General features: G+C 69.9%; 24 protein-coding genes and 1 pseudogene. 12 read left to right on the forward strand and 13 right to left on the reverse strand.

The window, feature by feature from the left end; all coding sequences use genetic code 11:
- Positions 1-3 precede the first annotated feature (3 nt).
- The 3 genes from ACFVKT_RS18695 to ACFVKT_RS18705 all read right to left on the reverse strand — a co-directional run bounded on the left by ACFVKT_RS18695 (position 4) and on the right by ACFVKT_RS18705 (position 4,217).
- Positions 4-1,689 (reverse strand): thiamine pyrophosphate-binding protein, encoded by a 1,686-nt coding sequence (locus ACFVKT_RS18695; protein ID WP_385732737.1) that lies wholly within the window; start codon positions 1,687-1,689, stop codon positions 4-6.
- Positions 1,686-2,654, reverse strand: coding sequence for an agmatinase (speB, locus tag ACFVKT_RS18700; protein WP_385732740.1), 969 nt, complete (start codon positions 2,652-2,654; stop codon positions 1,686-1,688). The genes ACFVKT_RS18695 and speB overlap by 4 nt, the downstream gene beginning before the upstream one ends.
- Positions 2,655-2,756: 102 nt before the next feature.
- Positions 2,757-4,217 carry a sodium:solute symporter gene (locus ACFVKT_RS18705; RefSeq protein WP_385732742.1) on the reverse strand — a complete coding sequence of 487 codons (1,461 nt, stop codon included), beginning with the start codon at positions 4,215-4,217 and terminating at the stop codon, positions 2,757-2,759.
- A 172-nt stretch (positions 4,218-4,389) separates the two neighbouring features.
- Between ACFVKT_RS18705 and ACFVKT_RS18710 the strand changes: the two genes are divergently transcribed.
- The 3 genes from ACFVKT_RS18710 (at position 4,390) to ACFVKT_RS18720 (ending at position 7,742) form a co-directional block, all read left to right on the forward strand.
- Positions 4,390-6,168, forward strand: a complete 1,779-nt coding sequence (locus ACFVKT_RS18710; protein WP_385733180.1) for a helix-turn-helix domain-containing protein — start codon at positions 4,390-4,392, stop codon at positions 6,166-6,168.
- 219 nt (positions 6,169-6,387) lie between these two features.
- On the forward strand, positions 6,388-6,591 hold the full coding sequence (locus ACFVKT_RS18715) for a DUF1272 domain-containing protein (protein ID WP_385733182.1): 204 nt from the start codon (positions 6,388-6,390) through the stop codon (positions 6,589-6,591).
- Positions 6,592-6,953: 362 nt separating this feature from the next.
- Complete coding sequence (locus tag ACFVKT_RS18720; RefSeq protein ID WP_385732744.1) at positions 6,954-7,742, forward strand: phosphatase; 789 nt, start codon at positions 6,954-6,956, stop codon at positions 7,740-7,742.
- Positions 7,743-7,850: 108 nt separating this feature from the next.
- Here ACFVKT_RS18720 and ACFVKT_RS18725 read toward each other — a convergent pair whose 3' ends face one another.
- From ACFVKT_RS18725 to ACFVKT_RS18740, 4 genes are all read right to left on the reverse strand, one after another.
- Positions 7,851-8,834: a cation diffusion facilitator family transporter gene (locus tag ACFVKT_RS18725; RefSeq protein ID WP_385732746.1), complete on the reverse strand. Its 984-nt coding sequence runs from the start codon at positions 8,832-8,834 to the stop codon at positions 7,851-7,853.
- Positions 8,835-8,844: 10 nt separating this feature from the next.
- Positions 8,845-9,726 carry an acyl-CoA thioesterase gene (locus ACFVKT_RS18730; protein ID WP_385732748.1) on the reverse strand — a complete coding sequence of 294 codons (882 nt, stop codon included), beginning with the start codon at positions 9,724-9,726 and terminating at the stop codon, positions 8,845-8,847.
- A 92-nt stretch (positions 9,727-9,818) separates the two neighbouring features.
- Entirely contained in the window at positions 9,819-10,976 is a 1,158-nt protein-coding gene (locus ACFVKT_RS18735) for an acyl-CoA dehydrogenase family protein (RefSeq protein WP_385732750.1), read from the reverse strand.
- Between the two features lie 165 nt (positions 10,977-11,141).
- The gene (locus ACFVKT_RS18740) at positions 11,142-11,735 is read right to left on the reverse strand and encodes a TetR/AcrR family transcriptional regulator (RefSeq protein WP_385732752.1); all 594 of its coding nucleotides are present in this window, start codon (positions 11,733-11,735) and stop codon (positions 11,142-11,144) included.
- Positions 11,736-11,821: 86 nt separating this feature from the next.
- Here ACFVKT_RS18740 and ACFVKT_RS18745 point away from each other — a divergent pair, with 86 nt between their 5' ends.
- The 5 genes from ACFVKT_RS18745 to ACFVKT_RS18765 all read left to right on the forward strand — a co-directional run bounded on the left by ACFVKT_RS18745 (position 11,822) and on the right by ACFVKT_RS18765 (position 19,196).
- Positions 11,822-13,441, forward strand: coding sequence for a carboxyl transferase domain-containing protein (locus ACFVKT_RS18745; protein ID WP_385732754.1), 1,620 nt, complete (start codon positions 11,822-11,824; stop codon positions 13,439-13,441).
- Positions 13,442-13,449: 8 nt separating this feature from the next.
- Positions 13,450-15,393, forward strand: a complete 1,944-nt coding sequence (locus tag ACFVKT_RS18750) for an acetyl/propionyl/methylcrotonyl-CoA carboxylase subunit alpha (protein ID WP_385732757.1) — start codon at positions 13,450-13,452, stop codon at positions 15,391-15,393.
- On the forward strand, positions 15,390-16,337 hold the full coding sequence (locus ACFVKT_RS18755) for a hydroxymethylglutaryl-CoA lyase (protein ID WP_385732759.1): 948 nt from the start codon (positions 15,390-15,392) through the stop codon (positions 16,335-16,337). The genes ACFVKT_RS18750 and ACFVKT_RS18755 overlap by 4 nt, the downstream gene beginning before the upstream one ends.
- 11 nt (positions 16,338-16,348) lie before the next feature.
- The gene (locus ACFVKT_RS18760; protein ID WP_385733183.1) at positions 16,349-17,509 is read left to right on the forward strand and encodes an acyl-CoA dehydrogenase family protein; all 1,161 of its coding nucleotides are present in this window, start codon (positions 16,349-16,351) and stop codon (positions 17,507-17,509) included.
- 94 nt (positions 17,510-17,603) lie between these two features.
- The gene (locus ACFVKT_RS18765) at positions 17,604-19,196 is read left to right on the forward strand and encodes a hypothetical protein (RefSeq protein ID WP_385732761.1); all 1,593 of its coding nucleotides are present in this window, start codon (positions 17,604-17,606) and stop codon (positions 19,194-19,196) included.
- A gap of 89 nt (positions 19,197-19,285) precedes the next feature.
- Here ACFVKT_RS18765 and ACFVKT_RS18770 read toward each other — a convergent pair whose 3' ends face one another.
- Genes ACFVKT_RS18770 through ACFVKT_RS18780 form a run of 3 tightly spaced genes read right to left on the reverse strand, consistent with a single transcriptional unit; the run spans position 19,286 to position 20,714 of the window.
- Entirely contained in the window at positions 19,286-19,969 is a 684-nt protein-coding gene (locus ACFVKT_RS18770; RefSeq protein WP_385732763.1) for a nucleotidyl transferase AbiEii/AbiGii toxin family protein, read from the reverse strand.
- Positions 19,966-20,316, reverse strand: a complete 351-nt coding sequence (locus tag ACFVKT_RS18775; protein WP_385732765.1) for a hypothetical protein — start codon at positions 20,314-20,316, stop codon at positions 19,966-19,968. The genes ACFVKT_RS18770 and ACFVKT_RS18775 overlap by 4 nt, the downstream gene beginning before the upstream one ends.
- Before the next feature lie 47 nt (positions 20,317-20,363).
- Entirely contained in the window at positions 20,364-20,714 is a 351-nt protein-coding gene (locus ACFVKT_RS18780; RefSeq protein ID WP_385732767.1) for an ATP-binding protein, read from the reverse strand.
- Positions 20,715-21,089: 375 nt separating this feature from the next.
- On the opposite strand from ACFVKT_RS18780, the gene ACFVKT_RS18785 reads away from it, so the two are divergent.
- The 3 genes from ACFVKT_RS18785 to ACFVKT_RS18795 are packed head-to-tail and all read left to right on the forward strand — an operon-like array spanning position 21,090 to position 22,566.
- On the forward strand, positions 21,090-21,941 hold the full coding sequence (locus ACFVKT_RS18785) for a helix-turn-helix domain-containing protein (protein ID WP_385732769.1): 852 nt from the start codon (positions 21,090-21,092) through the stop codon (positions 21,939-21,941).
- A gap of 3 nt (positions 21,942-21,944) precedes the next feature.
- Positions 21,945-22,145, forward strand: a complete 201-nt coding sequence (locus tag ACFVKT_RS18790) for a DUF397 domain-containing protein (RefSeq protein WP_385732771.1) — start codon at positions 21,945-21,947, stop codon at positions 22,143-22,145.
- A gap of 25 nt (positions 22,146-22,170) precedes the next feature.
- The gene (locus ACFVKT_RS18795; RefSeq protein WP_385732773.1) at positions 22,171-22,566 is read left to right on the forward strand and encodes a contact-dependent growth inhibition system immunity protein; all 396 of its coding nucleotides are present in this window, start codon (positions 22,171-22,173) and stop codon (positions 22,564-22,566) included.
- 136 nt (positions 22,567-22,702) lie between these two features.
- Here the strand turns inward: ACFVKT_RS18795 and ACFVKT_RS18800 are convergent.
- Together ACFVKT_RS18800 and ACFVKT_RS18805 are read right to left on the reverse strand one after the other, a co-directional pair.
- A pseudogene (locus ACFVKT_RS18800) lies at positions 22,703-22,835 on the reverse strand (IS5/IS1182 family transposase); the annotation flags it as partial.
- Between the two features lie 71 nt (positions 22,836-22,906).
- Positions 22,907-23,284, reverse strand: a complete 378-nt coding sequence (locus tag ACFVKT_RS18805) for a hypothetical protein (RefSeq protein WP_385732776.1) — start codon at positions 23,282-23,284, stop codon at positions 22,907-22,909.
- A gap of 505 nt (positions 23,285-23,789) precedes the next feature.
- On the opposite strand from ACFVKT_RS18805, the gene ACFVKT_RS18810 reads away from it, so the two are divergent.
- Positions 23,790-24,155 (forward strand): DUF4440 domain-containing protein, encoded by a 366-nt coding sequence (locus ACFVKT_RS18810; RefSeq protein ID WP_385732778.1) that lies wholly within the window; start codon positions 23,790-23,792, stop codon positions 24,153-24,155.
- A gap of 195 nt (positions 24,156-24,350) precedes the next feature.
- Here ACFVKT_RS18810 and argG read toward each other — a convergent pair whose 3' ends face one another.
- Positions 24,351-25,799, reverse strand: a complete 1,449-nt coding sequence (gene argG, locus ACFVKT_RS18815) for an argininosuccinate synthase (RefSeq protein WP_385732780.1) — start codon at positions 25,797-25,799, stop codon at positions 24,351-24,353.
- Between the last annotated feature and the right edge of the window lie 68 nt (positions 25,800-25,867).

The raw sequence follows: 25,867 nt of genomic DNA on the forward strand, positions 1-25,867 counted from the left end.
CGGTCAGTCCAGATGTGTCGGCGCGAACATCCGCAGGACCGCCGGAAGCAGCACCACCGAAGGACCGGGCGTCGCCAGGGCCTTCGCCAGGTCCGTCTCCAGCGCCTCGGAGGTCGTGCGCACGCCCGGCACCCCGAAGGACTCGGCGAGGGCCACGTAGTCCGGGCGGGTCAGCTCCGTCGCCGTGGGCTGACCGAAGGCGTCCGTCATGTACTCGCGGAGGATGCCGTAGCCGCCGTCGTCGACGATCAGCCAGGTGACGTTCAGGTCGTACTGCCTGGCCGTGGCGAGTTCGGCGATCGAATACAACGCGCCGCCGTCGCCGGAGACCGCGAGGACCGGGCGGGTCGGGTCGGCGGTCGCCGCGCCCAGTGCGGCGGGGAAGCCGTAGCCGAGGCCGCCCGCGCCCTGGGCGGAGTGCATGGCGTTCGCGCCACGCGGGTCGAAGGCGGACCAGGCCCAGTAGGCGAGGATCGTCATGTCCCAGAAGGACGGTGACCCGGCCGGTAGTGCCCGGCGGACGGCCGCCAACACGTCCTGTTCCAGGGTGAGTTCCTGGGCCGCGATGCGCTCCCCGACCCGGGCGAGCACCGTACGTACCCGCTCCGCCGCCGTGTCGTCCGCGCGGTCGGACACCGTCTCCAGAAGCGCCGACAGTGCGAGCCGTGCGTCCGCGTGGATGCCGAGCGCCGGGTGGTTGGACTCCAGTTTGCCGAGGTCCGCCTCGATCTGGATGACCCGGCCCCGGGGCTTGAACGTGTGGTAGTTCGAGGACAGTTCACCCAGGCCCGAGCCGATCACCAACAGGACGTCCGCGTCCTCCAGGAAGTCGGTCGTGTGGCGGTCCTCCAGCCAGGACTGGAGTGAGAGCGGGTGTTCCCAGGGGAAGGCGCCCTTGCCACCGAAGGTGGTGACGACGGGGGCGTCCAGCTTCTCGGCGAGCCGGCGGAGCTTGCCGGACGCGTCCGACCGTACGACTCCGCCGCCCGCGATGATCGCGGGGCGGGCGGCATGCGAGAGCAAGTGGGCCGCCACCGCGGTGAGTTCGGGGCGCGGGACGACGTCCTCGGGGGTCGCGTCCATCGCCGTCACCACCGGCAGGGCCGTCTCGGCGAGGAGGACGTCCTGCGGGATCTCCACCCACACCGGGCCGTGCGGAACCGTCAGCGCCGACTCCCAGGCCGCCGCGATCGCCGACGGGATCTGCGACTGGCTGCGGACCGTGTGGACCGACTTCACCACTCCCCTGAACGACGCCTGTTGGTCCGGGAGTTCGTGCAGATAGCCGTGGCGCCCGCCGCCGAGCCCGGCGGTGGGGACCTGGCTGCCGATGGCGAGCACGGGCGAGGAAGCCGCGGCCGCCTCCTGGAGCGCGGCCAGCGAGGTCAGCGCGCCCGGACCGGTCGACAGCAGCAGGGGGGCCGCCTCGCCGGTGATACGGCCGTACGCGTCCGCCGCGAACCCCGCGTTGTTCTCGACGCGCAGGCCCACGTACTGGAGGGAGGATCGGCGCAGGGCGTCGAACATGCCAAGGGCGTGCTGTCCGGGCAGGCCGAAGACGGTCGTCGCGCCGAGACCGGTGAGGGTCTCCACGACCAGGTCCCCGCCGTTGCGCCCGGCGGGCGGGTTCAGGGCGGCTGCGGTCTGGGCGGCCGTGGGGCGGAGCTCCAGGTCGTGGTCGTGAGTCACTTCGCGCGTGCCTCTGCAATCTGGCGGGACATGATCGTGGTGAGTTCGTAGGCCGTGTGGGACGCCGCCACCGCGGTGATCTCGGCGTGATCGTACGCGGGCGCGACCTCGACCACGTCGGCCGAGACCAGGTTGCAGGAGGACAACCCGCGCAGGATCTCCAGGAGTTCGCGGGAGGTCATGCCGCCCGCCTCCGGCGTCCCGGTGCCGGGCGCGTGCGCAGGGTCGAGGCAGTCGATGTCGATGGAGATGTAGAGGGGGCGGTCGCCGATGCGCTGGCGGAGCTGGTCGGCGACCTCGTCGGCGCCCCGGCGGTAGATGTCCGCCGAGGTGACGATGCCGAAGCCCATCTTCTCGTCGTCGGTGAGGTCCTGCTTGCCGTACAGCGGGCCGCGGGTGCCGACGTGCGAGAGCGCCTCGGTGTCGAGGATGCCCTCCTCCACCGCCCGGCGGAACGGCGTGCCGTGCGTGTACTCGGCGCCGAAGTACGTGTCCCAGGTGTCGAGATGGGCGTCGAAGTGGAGCAGCGCGACGGGGCCGTGCTTCTTGGCGACGGAGCGCAGGAGCGGCAGCGCGATGGTGTGGTCGCCGCCCAGCGTCATCAACCGGGCGCCGGTGCCGAGCAGTTCGTCGGCCGCCGCCTCCACCGTCTCCACGGCCTCGTTGATGTTGAACGGGTTCGCCGCGATGTCACCGGCGTCCGCGACCTGCGCGAGGGCGAAGGGCGAGGCGTCCTGGGCGGGGTTGTAGGGGCGCAGCAGCCGGGACGCCTCGCGGATCGCGTTGCCGCCGAAGCGGGCGCCCGGCCGGTACGAGACGCCCGAGTCGAACGGCACCCCGACCACGGCGACATCGGCGGCGCCGACCTCGTCGAGGCGCGGAAGCCGGGCGAAGGTCGCGGGGCCCGCGTACCGCGGGATGCGGGACGAGTCGACGGGACCGCGAGGCGTCTCGTTGCCGGTCATGACGGAATGCCTTCTTTCCTACGCAAGATCACGTACATACAACTAAACACAACTAAAAATAGCTAAACACACCTAAGTACAACTACGTACAGTGGTGCGACTCTACTGGTGAGCCGGAACCGGCTCGGACACGGGTTCGGCGGACCGGCCCGCGAGGCGCTCGCGCCAGGCGGCCAGTACGGCGGCGTCGGTCGCGGGTGTGGCCAGCGAGACGATCACGTACACGGCGAGCGAGGAGAGCAGCCCGTAGTAGATGGGCTCGTTCGCGAGGATGCCGTACGTCGCCATCAGGCCGATGACCGCGACGCCGCCGACCACGACGGCGGCGAGCGCGCCCTGCGCGGTGCCGCGCTTCCACAGCAGTCCGCCGAGGATCGGCACGAGGAGCCCGCCGACCAGCAGGTTGTACGCGACGGTCAGCGCCTCGACGACGTTGTTGAGCGCGATCGCCGTACAGATCACCGCGATGCCCATGATCAGGATGAAGGCGCGGTTGCCCTTGACCTCGTCGCGCTCCTCGCCGTCCCGTTTCACCGCGCCGCGCAGCTTCGACCAGATGTCGTTGTTGGCGACGGTGGCGCAGGCGATGAGTGCGCCGGAGGAGGTCGACATCACGGCTGCGAGGGCGGCGGCGAGCACCAAGCCCCGTACCCCGACGGGGAGTTCGTCCTTGACGATGGTCGCGAAGGCGGTGTCGGCGCTGGGCAGCGTCGGGTACATGACCTTGGCCGCCGTACCGATGACGGCGCCCGCGACGGCGTACACCAGGCAGTACGTACCGGCGACCGTGCCGCCCCACTTCGCGGTGGTGTCGCTGCGCGCGGTGAACACGCGCTGCCAGATGTCCTGCCCGATCAGCATGCCGAACGTGTAGATGAGGACGTACGTGAAGATCGTCTCGCCGCCGATGCCCAGCGGGTCGAAGTACTCGGTCGGCAGCTTCGCCTTCATCTCGCTGAAACCGCCGGCTTTCACGACGGCGATGGGGAGCAGCAGGAGCAGCACACCGATGGTCTTGACGACGAACTGCACCATGTCGGTGAGGGTGATCGACCACATGCCGCCGAGCGTCGAGTACGCGACGACGATCGAGCCGCCGAGGACGATCGCGAGCGTCCGGTTCATGTCGAAGAGGACGTCGAAGATCGTGGCGTACGCGATGGTCGACGTGACGGCGAGCATGAGGGTGTACGCCCACATCACGACGCCGGAGATGACTCCGGCGCGGCCGCCGTAGCGGAGGTCGAGCATCTCGGAGACGGTGTAGACCTTCAGGCGGGCGATGCGGGCGGAGAAGAAGACGGACAGTGCGAGGAGTCCGAGCCCGATGGTGAACACCATCCAGGCTCCGGAGAGTCCGTACTGGTAGCCGAGGCCGACCCCGCCGATGGTGGACGCGCCGCCCAGGACGATCGCCGCCATGGTCCCGGAGTACATGACAGGGCCCAGGCGCCGCCCCGCGACGAGGAAGTCGCTCTTCGACTTGGCGCGGCGCATGCCCCACCAGCCCATCGCCAGCATGCCGGCCAGATAGACGACGATCACTGTGTAGTCGACGGCCATGGGGTCTCCTCCGCGCGCTCGGTGGCGTGTCGTGCAGGTGGTGTGTTGGGGGTTCTGGCCGGCTACTGCTCGCGGGGACATCCGCCCGTACCCGCGGCTGCCGGCGGTCACGACACTAGGTGGCCGGAAAGCGACACTGAAGTGTACGTTTCATCCATTGCCGCTGATCTGGATGGAGGAAACGTCCACCATGCCGGACGCGTCCGTATCACTTACCCCGCCCGTCCCACCCGTACCGCCAACCCCGCCGGTGCCGCTCTCCGCGCTGCTGGCCCGGGAGGATCTCGGGCTCGAGCAGATCGCCGGCCCCGCCGACCCGGACACGGTGATCCACTGGGCGCACACCTCGGAGATGGCCGACCCCTACCCGTATCTGCTCGGCGGCGAGCTGCTCCTCACCGCGGGCGTCCACATCCCGGAGGCAGCGGGCTCCGGCACCTACTTCGACGACTACGTCGCCCGTATCGTCGCCGCGGGCGGTGCGGCCCTCGGCTTCGGCGTGGCCCCGGTCCACGACACGGTCCCGCGCGCGCTGGTCGCGGCCTGCGACACGTACGGCCTCCCGCTCCTCGAGGTCCCGCCCCGCACCACCTTCTCCGGCGTGGCCCGCGCGGTCTGGCAACTCATGGCCCAGGCCCGCCACACCGAACTCCGCCGCGTCACAGAGGCCCAGCAGAGCCTCGCCGCGGCCGCCGCCCGCCCGGACCCGGTACCGGCGGTACTACGACAGCTCGCCCAGCGGGTGGGCGGCTGGGCTGTGCTGTACGGGCCGGAGGGGGTTGAGCTGGCGCGGGCGGGGAGGGTGGCGGGGACGACGGGAGGTGCGGGGCGGGGAGCAGGTGGGCAGACCTTGGGCGGGCAAGGGGCGCGGGCACCGGGCGGGCAGGCGCCAGCGGCAAAGCCTTCGGCCGGGCAAACGCCGGCCGCGGACGCGCCGCGCGGACAGCCCTCGGGCGGACAAGGTGTGATCGCGCGGACTCCGGGCGGACAGACGCCGGCAGCAAAGCCCTCGGCCGCGCACGCGCCGGGCGGGCAGACCCCGGCCGAGCAGGCTCTCGCCGAGCTGGCCCGGGTCGTACAGCCCGGAGGGACCCAGGTTGGCCCCACCGGACCCGCCCCCTCCTCCGCCACCGACACCGTAGGTGGCACGCACCTCGCCGCCTACGCCCTCGGGGCCGGGCAGGGCTTCGTCCTCGGGGTCGGGGCGGCGCGGCGTGAGCCCGGGGATCACACCATCGCGTCCGTGGCGGCCGTGCTGCTCTCCCTTCTCACCGGGGAGCACCAGAGCGGGAGCGGGGCGGCGCGGTCGGCGGCGCTCGTGCGGCTGTTGCTGGGGGCCTCTCCGGAGGCGGTCGCGCCGTTGCTGGGCGGCGGGGAGCGCTGGGTCGTCGTGCACGCGCGGCCCGCCGGGGACGGCCCCGCGCCGGACACCGTCGCCGCGTCCGCGCTCGGGGCGGCGCTGGGCTCCGCGCTGGTCGACGCGGGCGGTGACGTCGTACGCGTCCTTGTCCCCGGAGACCGCGAACCCGCCCCGCAGGCGGGCTGGACCTGCGGGGTCAGCGCGCCGGTCGGCCCGGGCGAGTGGGCGGCGGCCGACACGCAGGCCGCCCGCGCGCTGGCCCGCGCCCGCGCCACCCGTACGCCGCTGGTCCGCCACGGCGAGCGCCCCGCCCTCGCCGACCTCGTCCCCGCGTCCGACGCCGAGGCCCACGCCCGCACCCTCCTCGCACCCATCGCCGCGACCCCCGCCCTCACCGAGACCCTCCGCACCTGGCTCTCCCTGCACGGCAGTTGGGACCGCACAGCGGTGGCGCTGTCCGTCCACCGCAACACGGTCCGCCAACGCATCGCGCGGTGTGCGCAGTTGCTGGGGGCGGATCTCGACGATCCTGACGTACGGATGGAGTTGTGGTTCGCCTTGCGGGACGTGAGGTTGCCTGGATCGGGCTAGGTGATCGATTCCAAGGGGTGCGAAGAGGTAAGGGGTGCGAAGAGGTTTCGTCGGCAGCCTGCTCAGGCACTTTGGCATTGGCCGGATCCTGCGCAAAGCTGTCCCTGTCGCTGCTTTCAGGTAAAGGTCCCTGTTTCGAGAATGGGCGCTCAGCTACGTCCGGTGCCGGCACCCGGACGAGAAGTACTTGAACCTGTAAGGAGATTCATGGCTCTGCAGATGCGTGACCGCTGCGAACGATGTGAAACAGCGCTGCTGCCGATCTCGTCAGCCCGCATCTGTTCGTACGAGTGCACGTTCTGTGTGTCCTGTAGCGATGCCATGCGGGACACCTGTCCCAACTGCGGCGGTGAACTCGTCGCCCGCCCTCGCCGTGCGTCGGCCCCCGCCTCCGGGGAGACGCTCAGCCGCGTGGGTCAGTGATCGTAGGCGGTGAGTGAGCGCATGACCGGTCGGCGACTTCCCTGAGGTCGCGTCAAGCTGGCTGAAGGCGAACCTTGAAGGCGAATGGGGGTCCAGGGGACAGCCCTCCAAGTAACCGAGGCGGGTGGGTGGGTGGGCGGGAGGGCCGCCGCGGAGCGGTGGGGGTGTGGGCGCGGAGCGGACGGGATTGTCTTGCCGCGGAGCGGTCGGGGAAAGGACGCCGCGGAGCGGCGTGGCGGGCCCGCACCGGCCGGCGGCGAGAAGGCAACTGGGGCCCACTCACCCTCGTACAAGCAAGTGACCCGTATCCCAGCGTTCGGGACATCCAGGTCGCGCACCGGGAGCGACGGCACAATGGACCTATGCCGATACCCGGGATCCCCAGCCGCCAAGAGCTCGTCGACCACCTCGTCAGGACGCGTATCGCGGGCGACGTAGCCACTCCCCGCGAGAACAACCTCTCTCACTACCGCAAGCTGGCGAACGGCGAGCGCAACTGGTGGCTCGGGCTAGAGCTCGGTGACCGCTGGACCGACGAGCAGGACGTGCTCGCGGTGATGGCGGAGCGCTGCGGCGTGAACGACGACCCGGAGTACCGCTACGGGCAGGACACCATCGACCCGGAGCTGACGGTCGCCGCCCTGGACCGGGCGGCGGCGCGACTGCGCAAGGCGGCCGACGGCACCCAGAGCGTGCTGTTCGCGACCGGACACCCGGGCGGCCTGCTGGACGTGCACCGCGCGACCGCCGCCGCCCTGCGCGCCGCCGGCTGCGAGATCGTCGTCATCCCGGACGGGCTGCAGACGGACGAGGGGTACGTGATGCAGTTCGCGGACGTCGCGATGCTGGAGCACGGCGCCACCCTCTGGCACACCCATTCGGGTGAGCCGATGCGCGCGATCCTGGGCGGCCTGGAGCGCGAGGGCCGGCCGCTGCCCGACCTGGTCGTCGCGGACCACGGCTGGGCCGGCTTCGCGGGCCAGCAGGGCCTCGACTCCGTCGGGTACGCCGACTGCAACGACCCCGCCCTGTTCCTCGCCGAGTCCGAGGGCACCCTCCAGGTGGTCATCCCGCTGGACGACCACGTCACCAGCCCGCGGTTCTACGACCCGATGACGGCGTACCTGCTGAACGCGGCGGGCCTGACCTGACCTACCCGCTCGGCCCCGGCGAGGACCAGGGCGGAGCCTGCCGCCGGGGTCGACGCGCGCGAGGTCACGGCCAAGGGTTCAGCCCCTCGCCGGGGCCGACACGCAAGGTCACGGCCAAGGGTTGAGCCCCTCCTCGCGCCGCTGCGCGAACCCCGGCGTCGGATCCAGGTACACCCGGCTCACCGCGGGAAACACCTCCCGCAGCCGCTGCTCCGCCCGCTCGCAGGCCCACTCGATCTGCGCGGCGGTCGACGCGTCCCGGAAGTCGACCTTCGCGGCGATGAGCGCCTCGTGCGGCCCCTGCACCAGAGTCGTCAGCTCCAGTACGGCTTCGACGTGTTCCAGCGCGAGCAGTTCGGCCCGGATCCGCTCCCGCATCGGCCTGGGCAGCGGACGCCCGATGAGCAGCTCGGCGTTGGAACGGCCGAGGACCCAGGCGACGTACAGCAGGAGCACGCCGATGCACAGGGACGCGACGCCGTCCCAGACCCCGGAACCGGTGAGCTGTCCGCCGAGCAGACCGCCCGCGGCGAGCAGCAGGCCCGCCAGCGCGGCCGTGTCCTCCAGGACGACGGCCTTCACGGCGGTGTCGGGGGTGTGCCGGAGGTAGCGCTTGAAGGACGCCCCGAGTCGCTCCGCCTCGCCGCGCGCCTGGCGGACACCGGTGCGCAGGGAGTAGCCCTCCAGGAGGAAGGCGACGGCGAGCACGATGTACGAGATGAGCGGGTCGCCGAGTTCCTCGCCCACGACGAGGGTGTGGATGCCGTCGTAGAGCGAGAACACCGCGCCGCCGACGAAGGTCGCGACGGCCGCGAGGAGTGCCCAGATGTAGCGCTCGGGGCCGTAGCCGAGCGGGTGTTCCTCGTCCGCCGGTTTCTCGCTGCGCTTCAGCGCGGCCAGCAGCATCACCTCGGTGACCGTGTCCGCGACCGAGTGCGCCGCTTCGGACAGCATCGCGCTGGACCCGCTGATCACCCCGGCGACGGCCTTGGCGAGCGCGATCCCCAGATTGGCCGCGGCGGCGACGAGCACCGTGGAAGTGCTCTCGCCGCCGCCGCTTTCCTGCTTTTCCTGCTCAGAAACCTCAGCCATGTCTCCAGTCTTACCCGGGGGTTGTGCTCCGGGGGATGCGGACCACGCCCTCCTGGATCACCGTTATGGCCAGTTGTCCGTCCTGGGTGTAAATGCGGGCCTGGCCCAGGCCGCGTCCACCGGACGCGGACGGCGACTCCTGGTCGTACAGCAGCCATTCGTCGGCGCGGAAGGGCCGGTGGAACCACATCGCGTGGTCGAGGGAGGCGCCGACGACGTCGCCGACGGCCCAGCCGCCGCGTCCGTGGGCGAGCAGGATGGAGTCCAGGAGCGTCATGTCGGAGACGTAGGTGGCGAGGCAGACGTGCAGCAGCGGGTCGTCGGCGAGCTTGCCGTTGGCGCGGAACCACACCTGCGAGCGCGGTTCACGCGGCTCCCCGTACCTGCCGTACGGCGGGTCGTCGACGTAGCGCAGATCGACCTCGGCGCGCGTTTCCAGGATCCTCGCCACGACCTCGGGGTCGAGGTTCTCGTACGAGGTGAGCCGTTCCTCGGCCGTGGGCAGCGTGACGGGGTCGGGCGCGGGCGGCATCGGCGCCTGGTGGTCGAAGCCTTCCTCGTGCTTCTGGAAGGAAGCGGAGAGGTGGAAGACCGGCTGCCCGTGCTGGACCGCGACGACTCGGCGGGTGGTGAAGGAGCGGCCGTCGCCGATGCGGTCCACGGTGTAGACGATGGGCGCGCCCGCGTCGCCGGTGCGCAGGAAGTACGAGTGGAGCGAGTGCGCGAACCGGTCGTCGGGGACCGTCCGCCCCGCGGCGACGAGCGCCTGTGCGGCGACCTGTCCGCCGAAGACCCGTGGGACGACGGAGGGCCGGGACTGGCCTCGGAAGATGTTCTCCTCGATCTGCTCGACGTCGAGCAGATCGAGGAGAGACTGAAGTGCCTGACTCATGGAGCCATTCCTACTGGCCAGTAATTTCGGGAACCTTACAGGCCCATGTCCTCAGCAATGATCGTCAGAGGTCCAGCCCTTGGCGGTGACCGTCAGAGACCCATGTCCTTGGCGATGATCGACTTCATGATCTCGCTGGTGCCGCCGTAGATCCTGTTCACGCGGTTGTCCGCGTACAGGCGGGCGATCGGGTACTCGTTCATGAAGCCGTAGCCGCCGTGCAGCTGGAGGCAGCGGTCGATGACGCGGTGCGCGACCTCGGTGCAGAACAGCTTGGCGCTCGCGGCCTCGGCCGGGGACAGCTCGCCCACGTCGAGGGCCTCCAGGGCGCGGTCGGCGACGGCCTGGGCCGCGTCCACCTCGGCCTGGCAGGCGGCCAGCTCGAACTTGGTGTTCTGGAAGTGCGCGACCGTCTTGCCGAAGACAGTGCGCTCCTGGACGTACTCCTTGGCGAACCGGACGGCCGCCGCGGCCTGTGCATACGCGCCGAACGCGATGCCCCAGCGCTCGGAGGGCAGGTTGCCGCCGAGGTAGTAGAAGCCCTTGTTCTCCTCGCCGAGCAGGTCCTCGACCGGCACCTTGACGTCGACGAACGCCAGCTCGGCGGTGTCGGAGGTCTTCAGGCCGAGCTTGTCCAGCTTGCGGCCGACCGAGTAGCCCTCGGACTTGGTGTCCACGGCGAAGAGCGAGATGCCGAAGCGGCGGTCCTCGGCCGTCGGCGCGGAGGTGCGGGCGCAGACGATGACCTTGTCCGCGTGCACACCACCGGTGATGAAGGTCTTGGCGCCGTTGAGGACGTAGTGCGTGCCGTCCTCGGCGAGCTTCGCGGTGGTCTTCATGCCCGCGAGGTCGGAGCCGGTGCCCGGCTCGGTCATCGCCAGGGCCCACATCTCCTCACCGGAGACGAACTTCGGCAGGAAGCGCTTCTTCTGCTCGTCGGTGGCGAGCGCCTTGATGTACGGCAGGCCGAGCAGCACGTGCACACCCGAGCCGCCGAAGGAGACACCCGCGCGCGAGGTCTCCTCGTATATCACGGCCTCGAACTTGTACGAGTCGATGCCCGCGCCGCCGTACTCCTCGTCCACGCGGATACCGAAGACGCCGAGCTCGGCAAGCTTGTAGTAGAAGTCGCGCGGCGCCTGGCCCGCGGCGAACCACTCGTCGTAGACGGGGACGACCTCGGCCTCGATGAAGGCCCGAAGGGTCTCCCGGAACGCCTCGTGGTCCTCGTTGAACACAGTACGGCGCACCTACGCCACCCTCCTTTGCGGCTGAACCGCCGCTCTCGCGTTTGTGGTTGCCCGCCGTGGGGGTTGCTCAATTGATGGTTGCGGCCCCAGGCTAAGCGCTTGCTCAGTAATCAGGTTACCCGGCGGTCACGACCGTCGTCCAGAGCAGGTGCCCCGAGACGCTCGTCACGCTCCAGCCGCCTCGAAGGCACCCCGCGCCATCCGGTGCAGCAGCGCGGCGGTGGTGGCGCGGCCCGGCAGGGAACCCGGCCGCCCCAGGTGGGGCGTCGAATTGAGCAGGCCGAAGACCGAGTGCACGGCCGAGCGGGCGGTGGGTTCGGCCAGGGACGGATAGACCTTGCAGACGACCTCCACCCACAGCTCGACGTACTGCCGCTGGAGCTGACGTACGAGCTTGCGGTCGGTGTCGCGGAGGCGGTCCAGCTCGCGGTCGTGCAGGGTGATCAGGGGGCGGTCGTCGAGCGCGAAGTCGATGTGACCCTCGATGAGCGAGTCGAGGACCCGCTCCGAAGGGTTCCCGTCGGCGTCCGCGACCCGCCGCTTGGCGCCGGTCAGCAACTGCCCGCTGATCCCCACCAGCAGCTCGGCGAGCATCGCGTCCTTGCCCGGGAAGTGCCGGTACAGACCGGGGCCGCTGATGCCGACCGCGGCCCCTATCTCATCCACTCCCACGCCATGGAAGCCGCGCTCGGCGAACAGCCGGGCGGCCTCCTTCAGGATCTGCTCGCGACGGGTGGGGGCGTCGGTTCTCGTGGCCATGGAAGTAATTCTAGACAGGGAGGTTAGCGGTCGTTAACCTGGAGGAAACGCGTTAACGCTCATTAACAAGGTGAGGGGTCCGCGCAATGCACCACGAGGCACCGGAGCTGACGAGCGCGGCAGACCCCGCGTCGGAGGCCTGGCGCGCCAATGAGGCGGCCCATCGCGCGCTGGGCGAGGAGCTGCGGCAGAAGCTGGCCGCGGCCCGGCTGGGTGGCGGACAGCGCGCCCGCGACCGGCACACCGCGCGCGGAAAGCTGCTCCCGCGCGACCGCGTGGACGCCCTCCTCGACCCGGGATCGCCCTTCCTGGAGCTGGCCCCGCTCGCCGCGGACGGGCTGTACGAGGGACAGGCCCCGGCCGCCGGAGTGATCGCCGGGATCGGCCGGGTGAGCGGCCGCGAGTGCGTGATCGTCGCCAATGACGCGACCGTCAAGGGCGGCACGTACTACCCGATGACGGTGAAGAAGCACCTGCGCGCCCAGGAGGTGGCCCTCGAAAACCGCCTCCCGTGTATCTACCTCGTCGACTCCGGAGGGGCCTTCCTGCCCATGCAGGACGAGGTCTTCCCCGACCGCGAGCACTTCGGCCGGATCTTCTACAACCAGGCCCGGATGTCGGGCGCCGGCATCCCGCAGATCGCGGCCGTCCTCGGCTCCTGCACGGCGGGCGGCGCGTACGTGCCCGCGATGAGCGACGAGGCCGTGATCGTGCGCAATCAGGGCACGATCTTCCTCGGCGGCCCTCCCCTGGTGAAGGCCGCCACCGGCGAGGTCGTCACCGCCGAGGAGCTGGGCGGCGGCGACGTCCACGCGCGCGTGTCGGGTGTCACCGACCACCTCGCGGAGGACGACGCGCACGCGCTGCGGATCGTCCGGAACATCGTCGCCACCCTCCCCGCACGCGGCCCCCTGCCCTGGACGGTCACCTCTTCCGCGGAGCCCAAGGTCGACCCGTACGGGCTGTACGGCGCCGTGCCGGTCGACTCCCGCACCCCGTACGACGTACGCGAGGTCATCGCGCGCGTGGTCGACGGTTCGCGTTTCGCGGAGTTCAAGGCGGAGTTCGGGCAGACCCTGGTCACCGGGTTCGCGCACATCCACGGCCACCCGGTCGGGATCGTCGCCAACAACGGCATCCTGTTCTCCGAATCCGCCCAGAAGGGCGCCCACTTCATCGAGCTGTGCGACCAGCGGGGCATCCCCCTGGTGTTCCTGCAGAACATCTCGGGGTTCATGGTGGGACGGCAGTACGAGGCCGGTGGCATCGCCAAGCACGGCGCCAAGATGGTCACAGCCGTCGCCTGCACCCGCGTGCCCAAGCTCACCGTGGTGGTGGGCGGGTCGTACGGCGCGGGGAACTACTCGATGTGCGGCCGGGCGTACTCGCCGCGGTTCCTGTGGATGTGGCCGAACGCCAAGATCTCCGTGATGGGCGGCGAGCAGGCCGCCTCCGTCCTCGCGACCGTCAAGCGCGACCAGTTGGAGGGGCGCGGCGAGTCCTGGCCCGTGGAGGACGAGGAGGCGTTCAAGGACCCGATCCGCGAGCAGTACGAGCGCCAGGGCAGCGCCTACTACGCGACCGCCCGCCTCTGGGACGACGGCGTGATCGACCCGATGGAGACCCGGCAGGTGCTGGGACTCGCACTGACCGCCTGTGCCAACGCGCCGCTGGGTGAGCCCAGTTTCGGCGTCTTCCGGATGTGAGGCTGGCGATGTTCGACACCGTTCTTGTGGCCAACCGGGGAGAGATCGCCGTCCGGGTCATCCGTACGCTGCGCTCTCTCGGCGTGCGCTCGGTGGCCGTCTTCTCGGACGCCGACGCCGACGCCCGGCATGTGCGCGAGGCGGACACGGCGGTACGGATCGGTCCGGCGCCGGCCGCCGAGAGCTATCTGTCGGCCGAGCAGCTCCTCGATGCCGCCGCGCGGACGGGAGCGCAGGCGGTGCACCCCGGGTACGGCTTCCTCGCGGAGAACGCCTCCTTCGCGAAGGCCTGCGCGGACGCAGGGCTGGTCTTCATCGGGCCGCCCGCGGACGCGATCGCGCTGATGGGCGACAAGATCCGCGCCAAGGAGACCGTGCAGGCGGCCGGCGTCCCGGTGGTCCCCGGCTCCTCCGGCAGCGGACTCACCGACGCCGAACTGGCCGACGCCGCCCGCGACATCGGTATGCCGGTGCTGCTCAAGCCCAGCGCGGGCGGCGGCGGCAAGGGCATGCGGCTGGTGCGGGACTCCTCGACCCTGGCCGAGGAGATCGCGGCCGCCCGGCGCGAGGCCCGCGCCTCCTTCGGCGACGACACCCTCCTCGTGGAGCGGTGGATCGACCGCCCCCGGCACATCGAGATCCAGGTCCTGGCGGACGCCCACGGGCACGTGGTCCACCTCGGCGAGCGCGAGTGCTCCCTCCAGCGCCGCCACCAGAAGATCATCGAAGAGGCGCCGAGCGTGTTCCTCGACACCGCCACCCGCGCCGCGATGGGCGAGGCGGCGGTCCAGGCGGCCCGGTCGTGCGGCTACGAGGGCGCGGGCACGGTGGAGTTCATCGTGCCGGGCAGCGACCCCTCCTCGTACTTCTTCATGGAGATGAACACCCGCCTCCAGGTGGAACACCCCGTTACCGAACTGGTCACGGGCCTCGACCTGGTGGAGTGGCAGCTCCGGGTGGCCGCTGGCGAGCAACTGCCGTACGGGCAGGCGGACATCAAGCTCACCGGGCACGCGGTGGAGGCCCGGGTGTGCGCCGAGGACCCCGCGCGCGGGTTCCTCCCCTCCGGCGGCACGGTGCTGGCGCTGCACGAGCCTCAGGGCGACGGCGTACGCACCGACTCCGGGCTGAGCGAGGGCAGCGAGGTCGGTTCGCTCTACGACCCGATGCTGTCGAAGGTCATCGCGTACGGCCCGGACCGCGCGACCGCGCTCCGCAAACTCCGGGCGGCTCTCGCGGAGACGGTGACGCTCGGGGTGCAGACGAACGCCGGGTTCCTGCGGCGGCTGCTGGCCCACCCGGCCGTGGTGGCTGGGGACTTGGACACCGGGCTGGTGGAGCGAGAGGCGGAGGGGCTTGTCCCGGCAGAGGTGCCGGAGGAGGTGTACGCGGCGGCGGCTGCCGTACGCCTCGATGCCCTCACCCCCCGCACGAGCGGCTGGACCGACCCCTTCTCGGTGCCGAGCGGCTGGCGGCTGGGCGGCGAACCCAAGCCGCTGGGCTTCCATCTGCGGGTGCTCGACCCCGTGAAGTACGTTCCGCGCGGTACCCACACCGTCACCGCCGGCCAGGTGTCGGTGGTCCTGGACGGCGTACGCCACACCTTCCACCGCGCCGGCGACTGGCTCGGCCGCGACGGCGACGCCTGGCACGTCCGCGACCACGACCCGGTGGCCGCGTCCCTCACCGGCGCCGCGCACGCAGGTGCCGAGTCGCTCACCGCTCCCATGCCCGGCACAGTGACCGTCGTGAAGGTCGCCGTCGGCGACGAAGTGGCCGCCGGGCAGAGCCTGTTGGTCGTCGAGGCGATGAAGATGGAGCACGTCATCTCCGCGCCGCACGCCGGAACGGTGAGCGAGCTGGACGTCACGCCGGGCACGACGGTCGCCATGGACCAGATCCTGGCGGTCATCACACCGGCGGAGACCGTGGAAGCGGAGGCGACGGCATGAGCACCCCCGAACTCGGCCTCCCCATGGTCGTAGCGGCCCAGGATCTGCCCGCCCGGGTGCGGATCCACGAGGTCGGCGCACGCGACGGCCTGCAGAACGAGAACGCGACGGTCCCGACCGAGATCAAGGCGGAGTTCATCCGCCGCCTGGCCGACGCGGGCCTCACCACCATCGAGGCCACCAGCTTCGTCCACCCCAAGTGGGTGCCCCAACTCGCGGACGCGGAGCAGCTGTTCCCGCTCGTACGGGATCTGCCGGGCGTCCGCCTCCCCGTCCTCGTACCGAACGCGCGCGGTCTCGACCGGGCCCTCGCGCTGGGCGCCTCCCGCGTGGCCGTCTTCGCCAGTGCCACGGAGTCCTTCGCTAAGGCCAACCTCAACAGGACGGTCGACGAGGCGCTGGCCATGTTCGAGCCGGTGGTGAGCCGCGCGCGGCAGGAGAGGCTGCACGTCCGCGGCTACCTGTCCATGTGCTTCGGCGACCCCTGGGAGGGCGCCGTCCCCGTCCACCAGGTGGTCCGCGTCTGCAAGGCGCTGCTCGACATGGGCTGCGACGAGCTGAGCCTCGGCGACACCATCGGCGTGGCGACGCCGGGCCATGTGCAGAGCCTGCTGGCCGAGCTCAACGAAGAGGGAGTGCCGACCAGTTCGATCGGCGTGCACTTCCACGACACGTACGGTCAGGCACTCTCCAACACCCTGGCCGCGCTCCAGCACGGCGTCACGACCGTCGACGCCTCGGCGGGCGGCCTCGGCGGCTGCCCGTTCGCCAAGTCCGCCACCGGGAACCTCGCCACCGAGGATCTCGTGTGGATGCTCCAGGGCCTCGGTATCGACACCGGGGTGGACCTCGGCCGTCTCACCGCCACCAGCGTGTGGATGGCCGGCCAATTGGGCCGACCCAGCCCGTCCCGCACTGTCCGTGCCCTCTCCCACCAGGAGTGATCCCCATGTCCCTGGACCACCGCCTCTCCCCCGAACTCGACGAACTCCGCCGTACGGTTGAGGAGTTCGCTCACGATGTCGTCGCACCGAAGATCGGTGACTTCTACGAGCGGCACGAGTTCCCGTACGAGATCGTGCGCGAGATGGGCCGCATGGGTCTGTTCGGACTGCCGTTCCCCGAGGAGTACGGCGGTATGGGCGGCGACTATCTGGCCCTCGGCGTCGCGCTGGAGGAACTGGCCCGCGTCGACTCCTCCGTGGCCATCACCCTGGAGGCGGGCGTCTCGCTCGGCGCCATGCCCATCCACCTCTTCGGCACAGAGGCCCAGAAGACCGAGTGGCTCCCCCGCCTCTGCTCGGGCGAGATCCTCGGCGCCTTCGGCCTGACCGAGCCGGACGGCGGCTCGGACGCGGGCGCGACGCGTACGACGGCCCGGCTGGACGAGTCGACGAACGAGTGGGTGATCAACGGCACCAAGTGCTTCATCACCAACTCGGGCACGGACATCACGGGCCTGGTCACGGTCACCGCGGTCACGGGCCGCAAGCCCGACGGCAAGCCGCGCATCTCCGCGATCATCGTCCCGTCCGGCACCCCCGGCTTCACGGTCGCGGCCCCGTACTCGAAGGTCGGCTGGAACGCCTCGGACACCCGCGAGCTCTCCTTCGCCGACGTCCGCGTACCCGCCGCCAACCTCCTCGGCGAGGAGGGCCGCGGTTACGCCCAGTTCCTCCGCATCCTGGACGAGGGCCGCATCGCGATCGCGGCCCTCGCCACCGGGCTCGCACAGGGCTGCGTGGACGAGTCGGTGAAGTACGCGAAGGAGCGCCACGCCTTCGGCCGTCCGATCGGCGCGAACCAGGCGATCCAGTTCAAGATCGCCGACATGGAGATGAAGGCGCACATGGCCCGCGTCGGCTGGCGCGACGCCGCGTCCCGCCTGATCGCCGGAGAGCCCTTCAAGAAGGAGGCGGCGATCGCCAAGCTCTACTCCTCCACCATCGCCGTCGACAACGCCCGCGACGCCACCCAGATCCACGGCGGCTACGGCTTCATGAACGAGTACCCGGTGGCCCGCATGTGGCGCGACTCCAAGATCCTGGAGATCGGCGAGGGCACGAGCGAGGTGCAGCGGATGCTGATCGCGCGGGAGTTGGGGGTGGGGGGCTGATCCTGAAGGTGCGGCGGGCGGTTCGGGCGACGCGGGTAGGGTCGTGGAACAGGTGATCCGTGGGGGCGCCGGATGAGACACGGGGGCACGGCTGATGCCGAAGACACCTGAGCAGATCTGGGCGGCGGCCGATCTGCCCGCGCGTCGGCTGGCCGGAGTGGCTCTCAACCCGTCCGCTCCGGATGACATCCTGCTGCGGCTGCTCGCCGACGGTCCGGCGGCGGTACGGATGGTGCTGTGCCGGGATCGGATCCTGCCCGACGCGGTCGTGGACGCCGTGATCGAGCACCCCGACAAGTACACCCGCAGCTTCTTCGCCCGTAATCCCCACGTCGATCCGGCCCAGCGGGTACGGCTGCTGCACGACCCGGACTGGTTCGTACGCGCCCACCTCGCCGAGGGACCGCGGCTGCCTTTCCACGCCCGCCCAAGGCCGCTGCCCGACGAGGCCATCGTGCACATGATCACCTCGTACGAGGGCGAACACCTGGGGGGCCTCGGCTTCTACCGGCAGATGTCCATCGGGCTGCTCCGGTCCATGCCCACGCATCCGGTCGCGGAGGTCCGCCGTTGGGGGGTGGGCAATTGGAGGCAACTGCCTGCCGACACGCGGGCCGCACTGCTGGCAGATCCCGACGACGAGGTCCGGAAGAGGGCACAGAGGTTCCTGCAAGAAGAGGATCCGGCATGGGTGGAGAGTGTGCTGCCCACCCGCTCCTGCCACGGGCGCACCGACGTGCTGCTCCACCAGGCCCTCAGCAGAAGCGTCGTCAACAGCGTCCTCACCGCTCCGGCCGGCCCGGAGGACAGGGCGATGATCGCCGCGAACCCCAGCCTCCCCGCCGACGTGGTGACCCTCCTGGCCGCTGACCCGGACCCGGAGGTACGGGGGACGATCGCGCGCCGCGCGGACCTCGGCCCCGCCGAACTCCGGGCACTGGTCGCCGATCCGGACCCGGACGTACGTCGAAGGGTCGCGTGCCACGCCGACCTCGCACCCGCCGAACTCCGCGCGCTGGGCACGGATCCCGACCCGAAGGTGCGACTGGCGGTGTCCGTACACCCGGCGCTGAGCGAGGACGAACGGGCCCGGATCGCCTACGAGGCCCCCCTGGACCAGGACTTCGTCCACCACATCGCGCTCTGGACATCCGACGACCCCGAAACCGTCCGCCGACACGCATGCTCCGGCCACCCGCTGCTCCGCCGTAGAGCGGCCATCGACCGTGAGCTGCCGATGGACCTCATGGAGCGCCTGTCCGCCGACGACGACCTCGGCGTACGCGTCCTGCTGGCCCAGAACCACCCCGCCGCCCCGGCACCACTCCTGCTCCGCAGCTTCCTGGAGTACACCGGTCGCGAACGCCAACACCTCACCACCCGGCCGAACTTCCCCACCGCCGGGCTGGCCGCCTTCGCCGACCACGAAGACCCCGAGGTCCGGGCACTGACCGCACGAGACCCCGCAACCAGTCCGGCAACCGCGGACCGTCTCACCCACGACCCGGACCCCGCCGTACGAGCCGCCCTGGCCCGCCACCCGAACCTCCCGCAGCACCGGCTGACAGAACTCCTCGATGACCCCGAACTGGCCCATGCCGCCGCTGCGAACCCGGCGTTGGACGCGGCAATGATGCGTGCGCTGGTCACGACGGCTGGCCGGACGGCGCGACCGTCCACGGTGTAGGTCCCACGTGATCACCGTGTCGTACAGCGGCCGGCCGCTCCACGGCTGAGTGCGGCTCTTGGCACATGCTGACGAGGCCGAATCGGCCCTCAAAGCCCGCCAGGGGTGTCGTCGGGTTCGTCGTACTCTTCGGCCAGGCGAAGGCCGAGATCGGACTCCCACTCCTGCGCCCAATGCCGCAGCTCCGCGATCTCCTCAGATCCCAGCCCATGGGCGGCGAACTCTTCGTCGCTCACCCAGACGACGCTCTCCAGCCGATCGCGCAGCTCCCCCAGGTCGAACTCCGCGTCGCCGCGAAACCCCAACTGCTCAAGCTCCGCCACGGAGTAGTACTGACAGGCCGCACGCACATCGATGACGTCTCGGGGCAGGCCCCGGTCCCCCAGCGCCCGCACCTTCATGGACACCAGATCTTCAAGAGCGACCACCGGGCCGACGTCCATGGATACGGGCCGCTGGGACAGCGCCTCCTTGAGCAGGTCGACCTCACAGGCCTCCCGGCTAGTGGGATCGGTGACCAGCAGCCGCGCCTTCAGGGGCCTGGTGTCGACGACGGAGACAGCCCAGCCCTTGTCCCGCAGGCCCTCCGCCAGCCTCAGCGCGATGTCCACCAGCGACGCCGGGTGCTGGGTTGCGAAGTCCGGATCCTGGCTCGGTCGACTGACAAGGCCGTGCGCCTGGACGGCGTAACCGCCGGCCAGGGCCAGGTCATAGGCATCGCCCGCGCTCAGAGCGTCCCTCAGCAGTCGGCGGTGGAGTTCAGGCAGCCTCATGCGGCAGCAGAAGGCCGGAGCTCGGGGAATGCTTCCTCCCACGTCCTCCGCACGCCACGCCCGAGCATCTTGCGCAGGATGGGCCAGTGGCGGACGAGCAGTTCCCCCTCGAGATACTGGACGAAGTCGTACCGCGAACCGTTGTTGAGGACGATCCGATACATCCCCAGCAACAACTTCACGTCCCCGATGTCGAAGACCCGCAGCCCTGACCACGCCAGATGCAGCGGCAGCTCGACCTGCCCGGACGTCGGGCCGACGAGCTCATCGAGCGTCGTCGGCAGCCGCTCCGCGCCGTAACCCCACTGGGATGGGGTCCCACTGCGTTCATCTCCGTGCTCGGCCACGACAGCAGTATGCCGTCCCCGAGGTTGCGCCCGCATGTGTGCGGCGATCACGCGATGCCCCGGACGGCATGGGCAGCGTGCGGTCCAAGCTCGCACCACAGCAGCTTCCCGCCCCGCCCGAAGAGATCGTCACCGAGCGGATAGCCGCCCCACGCGTCCGCGTAATGGCACACGAGGAACAGCCCGCGTCCGCCATCCGCCTCGGCGGGGACGGGCTGAATCGGACCGGGACGCCTGTCGAAGGGCGGCGGGATGTGCGGATTGGCGTCCCAGACAGTCACGCGGAGACGGGCGCCGCCGAGGGCGCGGAGGTGGAGGGTGGCGGGGCCGGTGGAGTGCCGGTAAGCGTTGACCAGCTCCGATGTCAGCAGTTCGGCGGTGTCGGTCAGTTCAGTCATGCCATGTCCGCTCAGGACGGCCCGGAGGGTGGTTCGGGCGATCCGCGGGGCCAGCGGATCATTCGGCAACTGGAGCGCGTACACCCAAGATGCGGACGCTTCGGACTTCGGCGGGGATACGGTGACCATGAACGCCTCCTGCGGTGGGGGGACTTGGGTTCGCTCTACGGGCCCGGCTGAGCGGTGGCATGTCGCGTGCGTACGTGTGGGCAGCGCGGGGCGCTTCCGGCTTACCGGTGGGGCCAGTTGAGCGACTCGGACACCACGACCGTAGAGCGAAAAGTGATAGCCCTGCTACCTTCACAGTGATAATCCATTCGGAATCACTCGTGTGAGGGACAGCAGCCAAGCCGTCGACCGACGAGAGGAAGGGCAGTGCCGCCCACCAACACCCCCACCCTGCGGCAACGACGACTCGGCATCGAACTGCGCAAACTCCGCGAGCACGCTGGACTCAGCTCAACCGACGCGGCAGGCGGTCTGGGCCTCCAGCAAGCACGGCTCAGCATGATCGAGGCCGGCCGCTACCCCGTTGGCGCCGACCGCGTACGCGTCATCGCCCGCGCATACGACTGCGCGGACGAATCGCTGCTGGACGCCCTCACAGCGATGACGGGACGGCGCACCCGAGGGTGGTGGGACGAGTACCGGGACCATCTCCCGCACGGCCTCGTCGACCTCGCCGAACTGGAGTACCACGCCTCGGAGTTGAGGGTTTCCCTCGCCATCCACATTCCCGCCCTGCTGCAAACGCCGGACCATGCACGGGCCATGCTCCGAGAGGCCGTTCCCCCCTTCCGCGCGTACGAGATCGAGCACCGGCTCTCCCACCGCATCAAGCGTCAGACCATCCTGCACGGCGACAGTCCACCGCCGTACACCGCACTGCTCCACGAGGCCGCCCTGCACATCCAGTACGGCGGACTGCCCACCGTCCGCGCCCAGTTGGCCCATCTCCTCGCCCTGAGCGAAGAGGACCACATCACTCTCCGCGTGATCCCCTACACCTGCGGCGGCTTCCCCGGAAACGGTCAGTCGATCAACTACGTACACGGCGTCGACCCTCACCTGGACACTGTGCAACTGGACACGCACCACGGATGCGACTTCCTGGACGCACAGGCCCAGTTGGCGAAATACCGAACTATCCTCGACCGTATGGAAGCCCTCGCCCTCAAGCCCGCAGCCTCACGCGACCTCATCAACACCATCATCCGGAGCCTGTGAGCAGTGCCCTCCATACCCCCGCACACCTGGCAGAAGTCCTCCTTCAGCCCGGACGGGTCCGACTGCATCCACCTCGCCGCCACCCCTGCTGGAACGATCCTCCTCCACGAGAGCGACGAACCGGGCATCGTCCTCACCACCGGCCGACCCCAACTCAACGCCCTGATAGCAATCCTGGAATCCAGGAACTGCGACCGCGTTTGAGATCTGGTCGTGGGACGATCGCTCGGTGACGCGCACCTTGGATCGTGACCGCTCCCTCGAAGAGCTTGAACGCGCCTGTTGGCCAGCTCCGTCGGCCGACGACACCCGTCTTATCACTACTGCACACGCCTTGCGGCGCCGGCCGATCGGCGCGCTGGCCGTCGAGGACATGCGCTTGTTGATCGGGCAGGACACAGGCCTGCCCTACCTCCTGCCACTGGCAGTGGAGGTACTGCGGGAGAACCCGATGGCAGAGGGGCACATGTACGAAGGTGATCTGCTGTCCGCGGTCCTCACCAGGAACCCATCGGTCTGGGCCGATTTTCCCGGACTCGGCCGAGAGCTTCGCGCGATCGTCTCGACGTTGACTGGCCTTCCCCTTGACCTGCAGCACAAGGTTGAGCGCTTCCTGACTCCATAGAGCACCGACGCAGGACGTTCCCCATAGAAGTGACGGTCGGCGCATCTACGGAACCTCTCGCCGGAGCGAGCGCGGGCCAGGACGCGTCGCCGGTCGGCCATGGGTGATTCGGCGGACCATCATGCCGAATTACTCAGCGGATCATGCTCTCTGAGCGGGTCGGGCTGGTCTCGTGGTCACGCGCGAGGCGGCGGTGGGCAGTGAGCCACGAGAAGGTTGCGCTCGACCGCCCATCTCTTGGGCTGGGCCTGGAATCCGCGCTGGTCCGGGGCCCGAGAGCCCGCAGCAAATCCGGGCACATCGAGTCGAACCTGATCATCGCACTCTGTATCCCTGCTCGTCAGCGCGCCTGTCGCCCCTCGGTGAACTCGTGGACCAGCTGGATCTCACCGACGATATGGGCGTTGAACTCGTCGAGTTCCTCGGCCGGAACCCACAGTTCGAGGATCGTCCGTCCGCCGGCCTGCTGGACGGGGTACCGGGTGAGGAACTCCGACTCGACTTCGAATCGCGTGACGAAGCCGGCGCCGTCGTGCTTGACGTTCCAGTCCCTCGCGATCCTGACCGCGTAGTCCTCGTTGAGGACCGGATAGAAGATCGGCTGCTCGGGGAGGCGGGGCGGCCAGGCGCGCCAGTTCAGTTCCCGGACCAGGTCCAGTTCCTTGGGGCCGGTCGGGCGCCACAGGGTCGTCGTTGCTTGCCGGCTGGTCACGGGCATCGCTCTCTGAATGTCGGAAGCCGCAGAAGCGTCTGATCAGGAGACCGGACGATACCGGCGCGGCGAGCCCCACAGCCACACCGTTTCCGCACTCCACCCGCTTCTCTGGACCGCAATCAGCAGTTGCGGAACAGCCCTCGGTCTCGGCGCAGACCCTCGAACAGCCTGCGGCGCCCTGGCGCCGGTGCCTGAACTCCGCAGCCAGACCGGCTTGTTGACCCCGGCGCTGGGCAGCCACTCCACGACCAGGCGGACGAAGGTGCCTGTCTGATGGGCAGCAGGCCGGCATGGTCGCGCCAGACCGCCCGGTGGGAGAGCCGCGGGTCCAGTCATTACATACCTGCGAGGTCGCCTTCCCACAGATCGGGGTGACGCTGGTCGTCACAGCCTGTTGGTGGCCCAGGTGCTGGGCCACCGAAAACGTACCGGTGACGTCCGCTGGACCGCTCTGATCAGCGGGCAAAAAACGTTGTGCCTGGGCAACGAAAGTTCGTAGGGTCCGCGCATGACGGACGAGGATGAGCGGGCGGTGCAAGCGGCCATCGATGGGGAGTTCCTCCTGAAGGATCCCGAGGTGCGCGCTTCTCCGGCTCGTGTCCGGGAGCTTCTGGACCCGGAGTTCACAGAGGTCGGAGCCTCTGGACGATGGTGGGATGCCGAGTCGATTCTCACGGTGACGAGCGCGGGAACGGTGTCTCCGGAGTCGCCCGTCAAAGTGAGCAATATGTCTGGGGTCGTGCTGGCTCCTGGGATCGTTCACCTGACGTACTTCTCCGACAATCAGGGGCGCCGGGCATGGCGGAGCTCCCTTTGGCGCCTGACGGATACTGGCTGGCGCATGTATTTTCATCAGGGCACTTTGGCTGGCTGAAGGTAGCGAGCGAAGTTACGTCCAGCCCATGGGACCCGCAAGAAAGCTGCTCAGAGCTGTCCGAGTATCTTTCCCGGGCCTCGACACCGGCCGCTGCCAAGACCTGCGGGCCCCGGCGGAAAGAGTCCGCCGGGGCCCGCAGCCCAGGTTCCAACGGCCGAAGCCGGTGGCCGTTCCCCGTGACCGGCCCCCGTCTCAGTCCGTCCCCGCCTCCATAGCCGCCCGGTCCAGCATCGTCTCCTCCTCCGAGGCCTCGCCACGTGAGGCGATCGCCTCCGCTCCGCCCTCGTCCATGGCGCCGATGAGGCCGGTGGAGGCGGCCTGTGCGGCGCCGATCGGGGTCGGGTGGGCGGTGCCGACGAGGCCGAGGCTCACGTACTGTTCGAGCCGCGCGCGGGAGTCCGCGATGTCGAGGTTGCGCATGGTGAGCTGGCCGATGCGGTCGACCGGGCCGAACGCCGAGTCCTCGGTCCGCTCCATGGAGAGCTTGTCCGGGTGGTAACTGAGCGCCGGGCCACGGGTGTCGAGGACCGAGTAGTCCTCGCCGCGCCGCAGCCGCACGGTCACCTCGCCGGTGATCGCCGCGCCGACCCAGCGCTGCAGCGACTCACGCACCATCAGCGCCTGCGGGTCCAGCCAGCGGCCCTCGTAGAGCAGCCGGCCGAGCTGGCGACCCTGGTTGTGGTACGCGGCCACGGTGTCCTCGTTGTGGATCGCGTTGACGAGACGCTCGTAGGCGATGTGCAGCAGCGCCATGCCGGGCGCCTCATAGATACCGCGGCTCTTCGCCTCGATGATCCGGTTCTCGATCTGGTCGGACATGCCCAGACCGTGCCGGCCGCCGATCGCGTTGGCCTCCATGACGAGGTCGACCGGGGAGGCGAACTCCTTGCCGTTGATGGTGACCGGGCGGCCCTGGTCGAAGCCGATCGTCACGTCCTCGGTGGCGATCTCCACCGACGGGTCCCAGAAGCGCACGCCCATGATCGGGTCGACCGTCTCGATGCCGGTGTCCAGGTGCTCCAGGGTCTTCGCCTCGTGCGTGGCGCCCCAGATGTTGGCGTCCGTGGAGTACGCCTTCTCCGTCGAGTCCCGGTACGGCAGCTCGTGCGCGAGCAGCCACTCCGACATCTCCTTGCGGCCGCCGAGCTCCGTGACGAAGTCCGCGTCCAGCCAGGGCTTGTAGATCCGCAGGTGCGGGTTGGCGAGCAGCCCGTAGCGGTAGAACCGCTCGATGTCGTTGCCCTTGAACGTGGAGCCGTCGCCCCAGATCTGCACCCCGTCCTCGAGCATGGCCCGCACCAGCAGCGTGCCCGTCACCGCGCGCCCCAGCGGAGTGGTGTTGAAGTACGGGCGCCCGCCCGACCTGATGTGGAAGGCGCCGCAGGCGAGCGCCGCGAGACCTTCCTCGACCAGCGCGGCACGGCAGTCGACGAGCCGGGCGATCTCGGCGCCGTACGCGAAGGCACGGTCGGGCACGGACGCGATGTCGGGCTCGTCGTACTGACCGATGTCGGCGGTGTACGTGCACGGCACGGCGCCCTTGTCGCGCATCCAGGCGACGGCGACCGAGGTGTCGAGGCCGCCGGAGAAGGCAATGCCGACGCGCTCGCCGGTGGGGAGGGAGGTGAGAACCTTGGACATGGCAAGATTATGCAATAGAACGCATGATCATGCAAGGCGGGCCGCGAGTACCGGGCAGCGGATAACGA

This window comes from Streptomyces sp. NPDC127595, from assembly GCF_042671685.1.
In the GTDB taxonomy this organism is placed as follows: Bacteria; Actinomycetota; Actinomycetes; order Streptomycetales; family Streptomycetaceae; genus Streptomyces.